Raw genomic sequence first — 13,519 nt, 5'->3', positions numbered from 1 at the left:
GACGAGCCGAAGGCAGCGTCAGCGGTCGCGGAAGCACCGTGGGACGCAAGTCAGCCGGCAGCGAAGCGGGCAAGTCCGGCGGTTCAAAGAAGAATCGCGGACGCGGTGGACGACCCGCATCACGCTGATTTTTAGAGCTCTGGTTGAGCGCCGGTTTCTTCGTAGATCGGCAAGTGCCGGTAGTAAACTTCCAGATTCAGTAGGTTCATGGCAGTGACGTACAAGCGTCCGCCATGAGCACTCCATCGATCCGGCACGGGCAGTTCGGGATCCCAGCTGCCCGCTTCCGGTCCCTGTTTGATCTGGCTGTCGATCAAGACTGGATTGAGGTATTGGTTCCAGTTGTCCCAGTGCTCGCCGCCCATGTGGAACATGACTTGAGTGGCGTAGTACCAGTAGTACGTGTCTCTTTGTGGAGCCCGATTGGTCCCAATACTGGGCGGGAACTTGGCGATGTAGTCGGCCGCTGACTGCATGTCTTCGTTCTCTCGGCTCCATCCCGAGTACATCCGCATCAAAATGCCAACCGCAGTCATGGTGGGCGATGGGCGTCGTCCGTGCGCCTGCGCGGGAGTGTTGGGAGCGAACGGGTTGTATCGGTATCGGTCGCGTTCGGTTGGGCTGGCTTTGGCCAGTTCAAGCCAACGATTGATTCCGGCATAGGTATCCGGTTCAACTTCAAGGCCAGACAGTTCGCCACTTTTGAGTGCCATCATCATCCAACCGGTGACGCTCGTGTCGCTGCTGACCTGAGGCGTGTATCGCCATCCACCACGTTGTTTGTGCTGAGTTGCTTCGATGTAATTGAGGCACATCTGAGCCGGTTCACGCAGTTCGCTGTCTTGCGTCATGCCATAGGCTTCGCACATCGCCAATGACGCGATACCGTGAGAATAGAACGCGACGTTTTGATCGCTCAGCGGGTTCTCGCGACGATACAAATCACCATTGGTGCGTTGATTGTCGATTAGAAACTTCAGTCCCTTGGCGACAACCGGTGCGTACTGATGTTGTCGGTGCGTGTAGCCGGCACCTTGATACGCCAGCAAGCACATGCCCGTCGCGGCGGTGTCCGACTGCAGCATCACCGCTTCGCCGTGCCCTTGAAGTGACCAACTGCCGTCTTCGTTTTGCAAGGAAGCGAGATACGCGAGGCCAAGTTCGATTGCTTCTTCGGTGGCCGGGCCGACCATCCCGGCGGGAGCTGGTGCGGCGCCACCGTTGGTGCGTTGGACTCGCCGGCTGAATTGTTCCACAGCCGCGATGGACATTCCTGCTGGCGTGACCGGGCCGCCGACGTCGCGTCGTTGGCGAGGACCACGGGTGAGGTCCAAAGCCGCGATTTCCACCGGTTCATCGGATGGGACGATACCGGCCTTTTCGGCGCGTTCGACCGATAGCCCGGCCGGACCCTCCGGAGCGTTCAGGTCGAACACCGGATCGGCGGTCATCGCCAATTCGTTCAGCGAAGACTCTGTGGCGCGGGCTGAGTCACGCGAACGACGATCGTCGCTGAGATCGCGATCCGTCGCCGCGTCAGATGCTTCTCCTTCGGTGTTGTCGGCGGAGGCATCGGCGAGCATCGCTGCGATCGCCCCCGAATCAGGCCCCGGTCCTGTTGAACCACTGCGTTGTCCGACGCTGCGTCGTTTGGCGGATCGAGGACGGCTGAGTGCTTGGTTGGTCGCGTCCGGAATTCCGGCCATCGTGGCCAAGCGGGCCGCTTGCGGTAGATCGCCCTGCCCCGTGGTGGGAGCGTTGTCGAGTGCCGCCATCGCGGATTCACCGGGCGACAACGTCACATTTGCGCCCACCGCTTGGCTGGTTCGCTGAACAGGTGCAAGTTCCGGTGTCAGCATCCGCTCTGCGTCGACCTCGATCTTCGCGATGGAAACGGTCGGCGGAGTTGGAGCGGCTCCCGCCGCGGATTGTCTGGTCGGTCTTTGTCGTTGGCTTCGTTCGCGAGCCAGCCCTGCCGAACCAACCGTTGGCAACGACTCCGCCATCGCACGCATCGTCGGCACGGGTGCCGGCGCGGGGTCGCGGCTGGGTGTTGGTGCCATGTCGGCCGACATGGCGATGGACGCTCCGCTACGTTGGCGTTTCGCCGCCGCGGACGTTGATTTCTCTGCTGGTGATTGATCCGCCGACGGCGCGACAGACGTATCTATTTCGGGTGCTTGCGGTGCCGATTGCGATTGAGGAGCAGGCTCGGTTGGTTGGCGACGTCGAGCCAATCGAGATGGCGAATCGGACGGTTGTGGCTTTGCCATTTCTGGCTGCACGCGTTCCATCAAAAACTTTTCTGGTTCTCGCGGTTGCTCCACGTTGGGACGGGGAACTTCCAAACGAGGTGCCGAGCGTTTCACCGGCGGCATCTGTCGTTGTTCGAGAGGGATGACCTGCGACGTTGTTTCTGCGTCGACGGGCTGCGACCAATCCGGTGTCACCGCGTTGGACTCGTCGGGCTTTTGAAACAGGTATTCGGGAACCGTTTTGCGAATCGGTGATCGGTCCGGTTTGACCCCGGCAAATGCCTCCGGAAAATAGTGCGGAAAGATCATCCACTGCACTGCCAAGACGACCAGCAACAAGTGGACGAAGATGCTGAAGAGGAAGCCGAGCTGGAATGACTTCTGAACGTACTTCGACGCGATTTGATGGAGCGTGAACGCGGATATGGCACCGATTAGCGGCACCGCGATCACGTAGGTCCAGGCGTTGTACATCGGACGCGGATCGTCAAACGACAGATAACCCAAAATGATGTACAGGATCAAACCGGTCAACGAAATCAACGCGACGTCGAGCGGCCACATGCGCTCGTCATCGGGATCTGAAATCTTGTCAAAGAAGGTAGGATCTTTGCTCAACGGATCAGCCTGCCGGCCCATCTTTGGTGGAAACCGAGTAGTCGCTCACTCCGGTGCGATTGCACACATCCATCACGTTCACGACCGGTTGGAAGCTGGCGTTTTGGTCGGCTCGGATCACGACCGTTTGGTTGGTCGGGTTGCTCGCGACGGCTTTTTGAAGCAGTAGTTCGAGCTCTTTCAGCGGGGTGGCTTTTCCACGGAGGAAGACCGTTCCGTCGGCGTTGATGTCCACCACGACCTCGCGAGGTTTGCTGGTCATCGGCACGGCGCTTGTTGCCGAGGGCAGAACGATGTCGAGCTGACGTTCCTCGTCTTCAAACTCGCTGGTCACCAGAAAGAAGATCAGCAACAAGAAAACCACGTCGATCAACGGGGTCAGACTGAGTGTCCCGGCGACGTTGGATCGTTTGAGTTGTACAGCCATGATCGATCACGAAGTGGTGACGGGAGGCGGCGAATGGATGGGCATCGGCGGTGGCGCACCGTTGTCGAGCGGACGCAGTTGTCCTTCGGCATCCATTCGGGATCGACCGACGAACCGCACCAAACCGGGAGCGATGGTGAATGCCATCTCCTCAATGCGATGAAACAACTTGGCGATGCGGTTCTCGAGATACTGAGCCAGGATGGCGGCGGGAATGGCAACGGCCAGTCCAGCCAGCGTGGTCACGAGTGCCGTGTAAATCCCTTCCGACAATTGTTCGCTGCGGCTGCGATCAGCGGTTAGTGTGCTGGACTCATGGAAGGCGACGATCATGCCCCACACTGTGCCAAGCAAACCCATCAAGGGTGTCGCCGCAGCGGCAAGTGTCAGCCAACGAACGGGACCGGCGTAACGATCCGCTTCGCGTTGCAGAGCGTCGCTGGCAGTGCGTTCAATGTCACCGAGTGGTTGACCGGTCCGCATCAGCATCGCTGAAATCACGCGAGCGGCAGGCGAAGGGTTTTCGACGCAAATCTCTTGGGCGGTACTGGGTGGAAACGTTTCGTGCGTCGCGGCCAAGTCGCTGATTTGGTTGACGAGCGACCGAGGCAAAATCTTTTCCGTGCGAAGCGACAACGTTCGTTCAACCGACAAAGTCACAACCAACATGCTCATCAATCCGATCGGGATCATGAACCGACCGCCGCGTGCGATCAACGACAGCAGGTCGATCCCTGATGGTTGATCAGATCCTGGTTGTTGGATCGGTTCGTCGTTCATCACGGATTGGATGTCAGAAGCATCAACGATGCCCCCTGTCGCACCGGTTGGTTCCGCAGCGTCTTGAGCCGACACGGTTTGTGACTGGAACTGTTCCGGTACCGCGGTGATCAACAATGCGGCCCACAAGACAGCGATGACCAATGTCGTGCGCCGTCGTCTGCGGTCGTTGGAAAGGAATCTCACGGTGCTTTCAGTGCCTCCGCCCGTTGCTTGGCCTTGGTGGCCAATTCATGCCCGGGGTGTTGATCGATCACGTACTGGTAAAAATCCTTGGCGAACTTGGCTGCCTTTGCTTTGGCAGCATCCGTTTGCGCCGACTGCTGGAGCAGTTCCGCACACCGACCCGCTTCAAACCCGCTCTTAGCTTGCCAATTCTTGATGACTGGGTCCGCCTTGTCCGCCCCAAATCCAAACATGACTCGCTGAAATTCTGGAATCGCTTTGTCGAACGTTTTATTCGCGAAGTAAATTTCACCCATCATGAACCGAGCTCGAGCGGCAATCTCGCTCCGGAAATTGTCCGCCACCTCGGAATAAAATTTCAATGCCTTTTCGTCATCTCCCGCGTTTTGGGCGGCGAATCCGATCTCGTAGAACACTTGGGGGAGATAGGTCGTGGCTGGGAATCGTTCTCGGAGAGCGTCGTACCATCCGATCGTGTCCTCATATTGACCCAATTGGGCGGCACTCTGGCCTCCGTGCAGCAGAATCAATTCGCGAACCTGTCGTTCGGCTTTGTCGCGGACCGTTTTCGCGGAATCATTGTCGGCTTCGATTTTCTCGCGTGCCTTGGTGTAAGCCCGCAGAGCCGTTTCGTACTGTTCCTGTTTGAAGCGTGATTCGCCAATCATCATCATCGAATCCAGCAGCAAACCGCCCTGCTGAACTTCGACGTATTGGCGTTTGAAGGCGGCTTCCGCTTCGGCGTACTTCTGTTGCTTGTAAAAGGACCATCCCAACCGATACAGCGATTTCTCTTTCAAATCCAAATCATTGGATTTGTCGGCTGCGATTTGAAATGCGTCCGCCGCTTCGGCCCACTGCGAATTGCGATAGTGGTCTTGCCCGACAAAGTAAGCCGCGTCGGCGACCAATGCGTTGTCTGGATACTTCGCGATCAGTTGCTCAAACTTGGTGAGAGCCTGAGCATCTTGTCCACTTTCACGAAGTGACCAACCGAGTTCGTAAAGCACCTTGTCCATGTCGGGATAGTCAGGGACTTCGTCGACGATCCGTTGCAAGGATTCAGCTGCTTTGACGGTTTGCGATGCGTTTTGATCCAGCAACGCCAGTTCGTACAACGCGTGTCCGAGGTTGTTTCCGGTTGGCTTAGTTTCCAAGAACGCGTTCAAGTCGTTTCGCGAATCGGCGTCTCGATTCAAGTGTCGGTAGGCAATGCCTCGCGAGAGCAATGCATCGTCGCTCAGGGCGTGATCGGGGTTTTGATCAATCAGTTCCGAGAAAGATTTGGCGGCTTGCTCGTGTTGTTGCGATTGCAGTTCAGCCATGCCTTTGGCATAGCGGGCAAAAGGCAGCAAGCCAGCATCTCGTTTGGATGTCAGAATCGGTTCGAAGTATTCAATGGCGGCTGCGTATTCCTGTTCGCCGTTGGCCAATTGCCCAAGTTTGTAACGGGCTTGATCGGCCATGCGGCTCTCGCCGTTGCTGCGGATGAGTTCTTTCCAGATGCCTTCGGCCGCTTTGCGATTTCCTGCCGTCAGTTGCGATTGCCCGGCCATCAGAAAGGCTTCGTCCGAACGGGCCCATTGCGGTGCGGCCTCTCGACTGGCCTGGAATGTTCGGGCGGCTTGAGCGGCATCTCCGCTGGACAATTCTGCTTGGCCGGCCAGCAGCAATGCTTCCGCCTTCTGCTCCGGCGTGCTCATCGCCTCCAAGTTTTCGCGAACCAACTTGGCTGTCTTTGCCGGTTCGCTGGCCGCTTTCCAAGCCGTTGCCCCACGCAAAATCCATGTCGCACGTTGGGGATGATCGCGGTGTTTGGTGTTGCTGATCAACGTTTGGTAACGCTCGGCCGCGGACGGTGCGTCGCCGGATGCGAGCAAAGCCTCCGCACCAACAAACAATGCGTCCGGTGCGAGTGGATCATCTGAAAACTTGGATTCAAACGAATCGGCCAGCTTCACGGCTTGTTCGGTGTTTCCAAGTTGAAGTGCGACGAACGCTGCGTTGTAGAGCGCGCGTGGTGCGAGGGGATGGTCCGAATGTTCGTTTGCGATTGACTGGTATCGTTCAAAGGCATCGTTCAAACGGTCAGGTTGCAGCGATAACGCTTCCGCTGCATCCAGCTTGAGGGCGACGGCGAAGTTGCCTTGTGGACCTTTGGCGATCACTTCCGATGCGACATCGTAGGCGGATTTGGCCGCTTCCGCAGTTTTGGCAGGGTCGCGATTGGCGATGCCCAGATCGATTCGAGCCAGCCAGTGTGCCGCTTCAGTCGCGGCGACAGGGTCGGTCCCTTTCAAAACGTCGCGGAATCGCGAAGCGGCACCGGTTAAGTCTCCCGCTTGGTAGAGCGTTTGAGCGGAAGCCAGCGTTGCCGCGGCAGCGTGAGGTGATTGCGGGAATTGTGTCAGAAGCTTTTCGTATGACGCGGACGCTTTCGCGGGATCACCGTCTTGAGCGTACGCGTAGCCTTGGCGAAAAAAGGAGTAGGCTTTGTCTTCCGCGGTTGCATCGGCGTTGGTTGCGACCGAATCAAAACGCTTGACGGCTTGCTGCATTTCGCCCTGCAACAAATGCATGTCGCCCATGCGGATTTCGACATCGACCACCAAGTCCGAGTCGGCGCATGCTTGGAGCAGCTGTTGGTAGGACGATTGGGCTTGGTCGTAATTCTTTTGTTCCTCCAACGCGACTCCTCGAGCGTACAAAGCGTCACATCGCAGCGCGGAACTCGCGATGTCGTCCAGTTTCATCATCGCGTTGTAGGACTCGATGGCTTTGTCCAGTTCACCGAGCGCGTATTGGGCTTCGCCTCGATAAAAGTACGCCCGGTCGAGCAACCGCGAATCAGGGATGTCCTTGATCAGCGTGTCGTAGGTCGCGATCGATGCGCGGAGCAATTTCGGATCCGCTTCTTCACCCGTCCCGGCAGCTGCGTAGAGACACCAACCTCGGTTGGAAAGGCTTTCTTCGCGAAGGTCGTACTTGGTGTCTTCCAACGCGACTTTGAAGGCTTCGGCGGCGGCCTTCAAATCGGGCGTGTCCTGCTGCATGTAGCAAACGCCCAAGTAGTGCGATGCTTTGGATGCCAGCGGGCTGCTCGGGTATTGCTTCAGGAATTTCTTCCAAGTGTCGACCGCCAATCCGATCGCACCGTTGGTTTGGAAGTTGGCTGCGTCTGCATAAAGAGCAACGGCCGCCGAATCTTCAACGGGCTCATCCTGAGCAACCAGGCGATGCTCCGGCTCGTTCGAGGCCGCGATGATCGCTAGCAACAAGCCAGCGACGCGGAGGAAACGCGAATGGCCGAACAACGGTGTTCGAACGGTGGATGGCATGGCAGCAGATAGCGAGTGCGAGAAGCGAATCCGAGAAACCAGCGTTTCACTCTAACCGCGTGTGCTGACGTAGGCCATCCTCAACGCGTGCGCGGCTTCGGTCAACATTTTCGATTCGTCGTCGGACAAGTTGCCTTTGGTCTTTTCCGACAGCACTTCGAGCGTGTCGATGGAATGTTTCGCCATCGGTTTGTCGACACGGCCTTCTTCTTGGCCGGGCATGGGGATTTGGCCCAGTGAGCTCATCCCCTGAGTGAACAACATTGAAACCAAGACTTCGAAACTGGCCGGCGGAAGCTTGGATCCCGCCGAATCTGCGGCGGCTTCGTTGGTTTCAGCCACAGAATCGCTGCTGGACTCAGTTTCGGTTTGGTTGGCCAGAGTTTCTTTCTCTTTGGCGACTTGTTCTTTCCAATCTGAGTCCACCACGATTTGGGGCGACTCGTCTGTTTCGTTTTCTTTTGGATCAGAGTTTGTCATGGCAAATCAGGTAAAGAGGGGGAGGAGACTGTATCGGTTCAGGAAGCGGTTGGCTTCTCTGTCTCCGAGGCAATTTCTTCGGTTACGCGTTGTTTGCGACGGTTGATCGCTGCTTCGATAAAATCGGTGAACAACGGGTGTGATTTCAAAGGCTTGCTTTTGAATTCCGGGTGGAACTGAGCCGCCAGGAACCAAGGGTGCGAATCGATCTCGACGATCTCAACCAACCCACCATCGGGGCTCAATCCGGTGAATCGCATGCCAGCGTCTTCGAACGCTTGACGATACTCGTTGTTGAATTCGTAGCGGTGTCGGTGCCGTTCCTCGATTTCTTCGCGACCGTAAGCCTGGATGGCTTTTGAGTCGGCGACCAATTGAGACGGCTGGCTGCCCAGTCGCATTGTGCCGCCCAAGTCGATCACGTTTTGTTGTTCATCCAACAAACAGATGACCGGATGCGGTGTGTCTTTGTCAAATTCGGTTGAGTGTGCTTTTTCGAGTCCCAGCACATTGCGGCCGTATTCGATGACTGCGGTTTGCATACCCAAGCAAATGCCAAAGAACGGCACGTTTCTTTCACGAGCAAACTGGATCGCTTGGACCTTGCCCTCAACGCCTCGTTCGCCAAAACCACCCGGGACAAGGATGCCGTGGAATCCGCTCAGCAACCGCTCGGCACCTTCGCGTTCGATGTCGCTGCTTTGGATGCGTCCAATCCGAATCTGCGCGTCATGGTGCATGCCCGCGTGATCGAGCGATTCGTAAATCGATTTGTACGCGTCTTTGTGTTCGGCGTATTTGCCGACCACCGCGATCGAGATTTCGTGACGTGGATTACGCAATCGATGCAGCAAGTCATTCCACGGGGTCATGTCCAAGCTGCCCGCCGAAGTCAGGCCGAGTTTCTTGACGATCAATTCGTCCAGCTTGTTATCGACCAGCGACAATGGGACTTCGTAGATCGAAAAGTCTTTGTCTTTTTCTTCGATGACCGCTTCCGGTTCGACGTTGCAGAACAAAGCAATCTTGTCCCGGTCATCGCGGCTGATCGATTGCTCGCAGCGGCAGACCAAAACGTCGGGCTGGATCCCGATCTCACGCAACTGACCAACGGAGTGCTGCGTCGGTTTGGTTTTCAGTTCGTCAGCGGCCTTCAAGTAAGGCACCAGCGTCAGGTGCATGTACAAGCAATTTTCGCGACCGGCATCGAGCGAGAACTGGCGAATCGCTTCGAGAAAAGGCAGGCTCTCGATGTCACCGACCGTGCCACCGATCTCGGTGATCACCACGTCGACGTCATCGCCGCCCATGCGTTTGATGACACGTTTGATTTCGTTGGTGACGTGCGGGATGACTTGAACGGTTTTGCCGAGGAACTGGCCTCGCCGCTCCTTTTCGATCACCGACAAATAGATTTGCCCGGTGGTGTAGTTGCAATCGCGATTCAGCTTGCCCGAAGTGAATCGTTCATAGTGGCCGAGGTCGAGATCGGTTTCGGACCCATCGTCCAAAACGTAAACCTCGCCGTGTTGGTAGGGGCTCATCGTCCCCGGATCAACGTTGATGTACGGATCCAGTTTTTGCATTCGAACCCGCAGTCCGCGGCGTTCGAGAACCATGCCTATGGATGCACTGGTCAGGCCTTTGCCGAGTGAACTGACAACGCCGCCGGTAACAAAAATGTGTTTAGTCATGTCCGAAAATCATACCGTGATGGAATGTTTTCGGAAGCGGCGTTGACGACCCGATCGTTCGATTGCGGGGGATTGTCGCGAGAAGACCCGCTACAGGGTGTTGGGATGCAATTCAGGACGCTGGTTCGGCCCCAAAACTCCCTGAAAACAAGGCCGGCCGATTCGGCGAAGGGGACGAGGCGGAGCCGCAATCAATCCGCGAATTTCACTTTTCGATCACGTCGTCGTTGGGAATCTTCAATTCTTCATCGTCAGGTGACGACAAATCGGAGTCTCCGGTGGGGGCGGGATCATCCGGTTTCGGTTCCACCGCCAAGCAGTCATCGAGACGGAGCAAAATTTCGCCCATCAGGTCCTCGAGTCGCTTGGCCGCGGGTGGAAGCGTAAATTGCGGGCGGACTCGTTTGGGGGCCGGTGTTTTGTCCGTGCCCGCGTTCTGGGTGGTTTTTCGGTCTTCCGGCAAATCCGAATCGTTGGTGTTGGCTTCAATCATCAGCCGCAGCCGATGTGTTTGCTGCAAAATCTTGCGGACCGCTTCCGGTCTGGGCGACTGTTCCTGTTCGGCAATCTGCTGCAACGATGTTTGGATGACGCGAGCTTCCGCCGCGATCGTCGCCAATTCTAAATCGGCCGCGTCCATGCGAATGGACTGAATGACAGCGAGAGCCCTGCTTAGAAAAGTGGCATCAATCGGGTCGCTCATCGTTCGTAATTGAAGCACCTGGTACTCAAAAGAGCCCAGGAGAGTGAGGGAACGCTCGGCGAACGAATCCTGGCGTGATGGCTCATCCATCCATTTGGAACGCATTCCTTTGAAATCGCCGCGGTGAAAACAAACTTGTCTTCATGTTGCGATTCAAAGCTCAGAGGGTCGTGGGGCAAAGGAACTGAAACACGAAAACTTTGCGGTTTGCGTGATCGGTTCTCATTCCTAGGCCGTAGAACCCGTGTTCGAAGCGATCCGAGAGTCATTTTGATGCGATCCGAGGCCCGAGCAGCTTCCTGCCCGTTTTGTCTCGTCTGATCGATACAACTGAAACATCGATACAACCGAAACATTCTGTGCCCAACAGGCTCTGGACCTTTGCCCGTTCAACGGGATGGCAACGCGGATGATCTGGTTGCGGTGCGTTCGTTGTCACGTACCAAAAGTATTTTTGGTCGTCTTCGGCACGCGACGTGCATCTTTTCACAACCGTTGTTACCGCTGAGAGAACAAGCACTCTCGGCGACCATTCACTTCAGTCTCAAAGCAAATCTAGATTTCGATCCCATGAATCCTGCATTCATCCAAACTGTCCACGGTTTCACTCACCCAGTCATCGCGAGCAAACTGCTCAACCGCAAGAAAGAGTCGGGCGAAGCTCACGAAACGACGACCCAGCTTTACCGCGAAGAAACGGCTCGTCGTCTCGAAGAAAACAACTGCAAGGCAAAACGAGTCACCCCCATCGCCAAGCCAAACTGAGCACACCGGTCCCACGAAGCAACGTACCCGCCAGGCTCTACCTATCGAATCGGTAGAGCGATGTCGCGGTTCGCAAAATCAACGCGTCGCCGATCACAGCGGGGGATGCCATGATTTGCCCGTCAATCTGGTTGGTCACTTCGATGTCACACTCTGTGCCCGGTTTGATGACGAACACTTCGCCATCGTGGTTGCAGAAGTACATTCGACCATTCGCCAATATCGGCGAGGCAGAAAATTTTCCGCCCAGACGTTTGGACCAAACGTTGGTGCCGTCCTTGCTATCGATGCACGATGCGACTCCGTTGTCGTCGACCACAAACAGCAATCCGTCGACCGTGATTGGTGACGGTTTCGCTGGAATGCTCTTCTTCACCGTCCACAGCACGTGAGAATCGGTGACATCGCCGGAGCCATCGACTTTGGCCGCCCACAGTTGTGGTTTGCCAAAACCGGTCGAGAAGTACACCGCTTCTCCATCAAAGATCGGTCGGGGAACAACTGAGAATCCCTTGCCGTGATAGAGACGCCAGAACTCTTCGCCCGTTTTCGCGTTGTACGAAACCATCCACTGCGAACCCATGCAAAGCAATTGCTCGCGACCGTTTGAGTCGGTGACAACAATGGGTGTGCAGTAAGCCTTCTTCTGGTCACCGGTGGGTGCGTCCATTGGCGGACGATCGGTTTCCCATTCCGTCGAGCCTGTCTCCGCGTTCAAAGCGGTCACGTATTGCCGCTCCAAACCATCCTGAATCAGGATGACTTTCCCGTCGTGAATGATGGGGGAACTGCCCGGGCCCACGGCATGCTTCAGCGGCAGAGTCCGCTCCCAGATCAATTTGCCGTTGGTGCGATCAATGCAGAACGTCCCGAAGGTTCCGAAGTGGCAAAGCAGGCGGTTGCCATCGATCACCGGTGTCGGCGATGCATAGCTGTTGAGCGAATGAATGGCGTCGGGCTGCTCAACGGTAGTCAGCTCAATCGTTTGTTCCAGCTTCCCAGTTTCGAGATCAACCGCGAAGACTTTGAGTTCGATGGCTTTCGCGATCGCGAGTTGCTTGAACTGCCGTTCTTCGTTTTCGGTCTTCCTTAGCAATTCAACGCGTTCGTCTTCCGTGGGAATGATTTCCACAGCGGAGGTCAACCAAATCGTTCCGTCGGCGATCACGGGTGAGGACCACGCCTTGCCTTCCAGATCAGTCTTCCAAGTGAGGTTCTTGTCTTCGCCGAACTGAACCGGTGGATTGCCTTCGGTGACAATTCCGTCGCCTCGTGGCCCTCGGAATTGCGGCCACGATTCAGCCAATCCAAACGTTGGGATCGCGGTCGCCACAATTGCAGTCATGAGACAGCAAAGAAACGATTTTGACGGACGGGACAAACCGGCGGGACGGGAGACGCGAATCATGGATGGACTCAAGCGGGGGAGTAGGCGGGATGTGCCCATCTTAGCAAACGTGTTTGGCGAGGTGCCGCAAAGTTTTCGCGAGCGGAACAAACCGGACCGAAAATCGCAGAGTGACCAAGTGAAATGTTCAAATTCCCGCATTTTGACCAAACGTGTCCGGGCACTCGCGAACAATGCAATGCAAGGCGCACTGAGAGGCCAATGTTGCTGAGCCAATGCTTCCTCGGTCCCGAAGGAGACAAACCATGTTCAAACCAGATACAGAAATCGAGCTGACCTATCCCGATTCCACGTTGGTCGAATCCAACACAACGTTCCGTCGTCGATACCTGCAAATTCGCGAGGTTCGTGATTTGATCGCGGATCCGATCACGCCCGAAGAATACCTGCGTCGTCCGCTGACTCAGCGTTCACGCTATTTGCTGACCGCCTACGACAAGGGGTCGAAATCGTGGCGACAGTTTTATGTCGGGTCCAGCAAAGAGCACCTGACCGACGGTCGACTCAGAATCGCTCTGTATGAGAAAGGCGGCACGTCCCCCAAGAAGATCGTTTCGCGATCTTTCGAAGCCACTCGGCGAGATCGAATTGCTCTCGCCCGTGAAGTGAAAGCGATGCAGGAAAAAGACTTGGCCGGATTGGAGTTGCGGATTATTCCCGATGAAAGTCGCGTGCTGAAGCAGCAGGCTAAAAAGCCAGCCGCTTCCAAGCCAGCACCGGTCAAGGAAACCTACTCCCGCAAAGACTCACCGGCCCGCACGGTCAAAGCACCCGCCATGACACGAGGGATGACCGCTTCATCGCCGTTGGTCGCCCCGCCGTTTTGAAGCACGACGGCAGGAGTGATCGGGCACAACCGTTTTTA

At 56.4% G+C, this 13,519-nt stretch carries 10 protein-coding genes; 2 read left to right on the top strand and 8 right to left on the bottom strand.

The genetic code is table 11. From position 1 onward, the window contains the following. Window positions 1-131 precede the first annotated feature (131 nt). The 7 genes from B2R17_RS02230 to B2R17_RS02200 all read right to left on the bottom strand — a co-directional run bounded on the left by B2R17_RS02230 (window position 132) and on the right by B2R17_RS02200 (window position 10,499). A complete protein-coding gene (locus B2R17_RS02230) occupies window positions 132-2,894 on the bottom strand; it encodes a hypothetical protein (RefSeq protein WP_286762662.1) in 2,763 nt (920 codons plus the stop codon). Further along, window positions 2,878-3,300 (bottom strand): ExbD/TolR family protein, encoded by a 423-nt coding sequence (locus B2R17_RS02225; RefSeq protein ID WP_008656824.1) that lies wholly within the window; start codon window positions 3,298-3,300, stop codon window positions 2,878-2,880. The genes B2R17_RS02230 and B2R17_RS02225 overlap by 17 nt, the downstream gene beginning before the upstream one ends. 6 nt (window positions 3,301-3,306) lie before the next feature. Then, the gene (locus B2R17_RS02220) at window positions 3,307-4,224 is read right to left on the bottom strand and encodes a MotA/TolQ/ExbB proton channel family protein (protein ID WP_339887597.1); all 918 of its coding nucleotides are present in this window, start codon (window positions 4,222-4,224) and stop codon (window positions 3,307-3,309) included. 38 nt (window positions 4,225-4,262) lie between these two features. Beyond that, on the bottom strand, window positions 4,263-7,604 hold the full coding sequence (locus B2R17_RS02215; RefSeq protein ID WP_286762660.1) for a tetratricopeptide repeat protein: 3,342 nt from the start codon (window positions 7,602-7,604) through the stop codon (window positions 4,263-4,265). Window positions 7,605-7,655: 51 nt separating this feature from the next. Beyond that, the gene (locus tag B2R17_RS02210) at window positions 7,656-8,084 is read right to left on the bottom strand and encodes a DUF1844 domain-containing protein (protein WP_286762659.1); all 429 of its coding nucleotides are present in this window, start codon (window positions 8,082-8,084) and stop codon (window positions 7,656-7,658) included. 38 nt (window positions 8,085-8,122) lie between these two features. Continuing rightward, the gene (locus B2R17_RS02205) at window positions 8,123-9,778 is read right to left on the bottom strand and encodes a CTP synthase (protein ID WP_286762658.1); all 1,656 of its coding nucleotides are present in this window, start codon (window positions 9,776-9,778) and stop codon (window positions 8,123-8,125) included. A 205-nt stretch (window positions 9,779-9,983) separates the two neighbouring features. After that, the gene (locus B2R17_RS02200) at window positions 9,984-10,499 is read right to left on the bottom strand and encodes a hypothetical protein (RefSeq protein WP_286762657.1); all 516 of its coding nucleotides are present in this window, start codon (window positions 10,497-10,499) and stop codon (window positions 9,984-9,986) included. 552 nt (window positions 10,500-11,051) lie between these two features. Between B2R17_RS02200 and B2R17_RS02195 the strand changes: the two genes are divergently transcribed. Then, window positions 11,052-11,246, top strand: a complete 195-nt coding sequence (locus tag B2R17_RS02195; RefSeq protein ID WP_236615961.1) for a hypothetical protein — start codon at window positions 11,052-11,054, stop codon at window positions 11,244-11,246. 37 nt (window positions 11,247-11,283) lie between these two features. On the opposite strand, the gene B2R17_RS02190 is transcribed toward B2R17_RS02195, so the two are convergent. Further along, a complete protein-coding gene (locus B2R17_RS02190) occupies window positions 11,284-12,654 on the bottom strand; it encodes a PQQ-binding-like beta-propeller repeat protein (protein ID WP_286762656.1) in 1,371 nt (456 codons plus the stop codon). A 245-nt stretch (window positions 12,655-12,899) separates the two neighbouring features. On the opposite strand from B2R17_RS02190, the gene B2R17_RS02185 reads away from it, so the two are divergent. Beyond that, on the top strand, window positions 12,900-13,481 hold the full coding sequence (locus tag B2R17_RS02185; protein WP_286762655.1) for a hypothetical protein: 582 nt from the start codon (window positions 12,900-12,902) through the stop codon (window positions 13,479-13,481). Window positions 13,482-13,519 lie beyond the last annotated feature (38 nt).

Source organism: Rhodopirellula sp. UBA1907, from assembly GCF_002337565.1.
Taxonomy (GTDB): domain Bacteria; phylum Planctomycetota; class Planctomycetia; order Pirellulales; family Pirellulaceae; genus Rhodopirellula; species Rhodopirellula europaea.
Note: the sequence above shows the minus strand (reverse complement) of the source record. Positions and strands in the feature narration are given on the sequence as shown.